The following is a 1739-nucleotide window of genomic DNA, read 5'->3' as shown; positions in this document are numbered from 1 at the left end:
GCAGGGAGATAAATTCTATCTTATAGTTTATAGTTTATAGTTGAAGGTTTATGGTTTATAGTCCTTCAACTATCAACTATCAACTATAAACCATCTACTATCTACTATCTACTATCTACTATCTACTTTTTATCCTTTACTATTATTCCAACTCTTTCTGCAGTAAGCGAAATACATCAATAAACATTCCTACGCTATACTCATCATTTTTTCTTTCTTCATTATAGATAAGTCCGCCTTGAAATCCAATGCACTTATCCATAAAATACAATCCCCCACCAATACCTGTATTATCTCCAAAATCTGTGCCAATATAGACATATGCATTCTGTAACCATCGTGGCACATAATTAGGTTGAGCATTAATATTTAGTTGCGACAAGGTTACAATTCCCTTATCTTTATCCAGCTTATTTATGCTTATTCCCAGTTCAAGATAATCGTTTGCTTCAACGAAACCACAAGATAATAAACTTAATAACCCCGCTAAAATCAATAATTTTTTCATCCCTTTCCTCCTTATTGTATTTCTGTATAACTCGAAGTTTGTTGTATCCCAATGGTATAAAAACCAAATGGATTATTTTGGTTATTATATTCTGTTGCTATCCAATTAGCAGAGCGAGCAATGTTAGAGATACGGACTTCATCACTAATACCATCGTAATATTCACCAGGACTATTCTTGCTTCGCATTCCTATTACAAAAGAAGGCGCAGGAGTTCCATAACTTAAATTACCTGTTCCACCCCCTGTCTCCCATCCAGCATTACTATTTTTTATCTCTGCTCCATTTTTATAAATTCTTGCGACAGAACCATCCCAAGTTATTCCTATATAATACAAATTACCAACTGCTACTTCATTACCGTTAGAAGAAAAACATGAATAAGTTCCTCCTATTGACCCATACCACCTAATAGTTCCAGGAGACACATCAGTTAAAATACTAAATACAAATCCAGTCCAGGGAGTATCCCAGGTAGCCCCATCATCGTAAGGCAATCCAGCAATGAATTGCGTATTAGATACATTATCGGGTTTTACCCACCCCATAATAGTTCCATTGGCAACTTGTAATGAAGATGAATTTCCAGCATCAATATAATGAGTTGTTCCATTAAAATCATCCGCTCCATCTATTTTGCCAAGAGCATCTTGGACTACTCCATTATTGGGTATTCCATTATTTGCAAATGAAGTTGAATCATATATAGTTCCAGAGGTTTCATCCTGATGCCAAACACCTTTAAAATTGCTATCCCAGACACCTGTTATATTTTGTCCAGAAGCAGCCGTTGATTGCCCATAATGAATTCTAATGGTTGAAGTGGCATTTGGTGTCCAGGTGCCTGGAAACCAAATAATTATCTGATTTGCTGTAACCGTTTTGGTGAAATACTCTATTTCATAAGGTATTTTAACATTATTACTATCTGTTATTCTTATATCATTCCCACTATTTTGAGTATTGTTTGCAATATCTGTGTCCGTCCCTATTACAAGAAGTGTAGGAAAATTCGTTACTGTTCCACTTACATTTGTAGTGCCAATAGTAACATTCTTATAATAAGACCACTCTAAAGTTTGGCTTCCAGTCGTTGTCGCTTGATACGATGACCAACATTTCATTTTAGCACTTGCAGGTGCTATCATAAATATTGGTATTACTAAACTTAATAATAGTTTTTTAAACATAATTACCTTCCAATTAACGGCTTAAATACATTCTCAATTGC

At 34.7% G+C, this 1739-nt stretch carries 2 protein-coding genes; both read right to left on the bottom strand.

Annotated features, from left to right (window positions below; genetic code table 11):
• Nucleotides 1-142 precede the first annotated feature (142 nt).
• Nucleotides 143-508: a hypothetical protein gene (locus AB1414_20260; GenBank protein ID MEW6609748.1), complete on the bottom strand. Its 366-nt coding sequence runs from the start codon at nt 506-508 to the stop codon at nt 143-145.
• Between the two features lie 11 nt (nt 509-519).
• Nucleotides 520-1698: a DUF2341 domain-containing protein gene (locus AB1414_20255; GenBank protein ID MEW6609747.1), complete on the bottom strand. Its 1179-nt coding sequence runs from the start codon at nt 1696-1698 to the stop codon at nt 520-522.
• Nucleotides 1699-1739: the final 41 nt, after the last annotated feature.

This window comes from bacterium (genome assembly GCA_040755795.1).
Classification (GTDB): Bacteria; UBA9089; CG2-30-40-21; order CG2-30-40-21; family SBAY01; genus JBFLXS01.
Note: the sequence above shows the minus strand (reverse complement) of the source record. Positions and strands in the feature narration are given on the sequence as shown.

What these genes read in the sequence shown, in the direction of transcription:
- AB1414_20260 (MEW6609748.1), bottom strand. Translation starts at nt 508, where the DNA reads ATGAAAAAATTATTGATTTTAGCGGGGTTATTAAGTTTATTATCTTGT.
- AB1414_20255 (MEW6609747.1), bottom strand. Translation starts at nt 1,698, where the DNA reads ATGTTTAAAAAACTATTATTAAGTTTAGTAATACCAATATTTATGATA.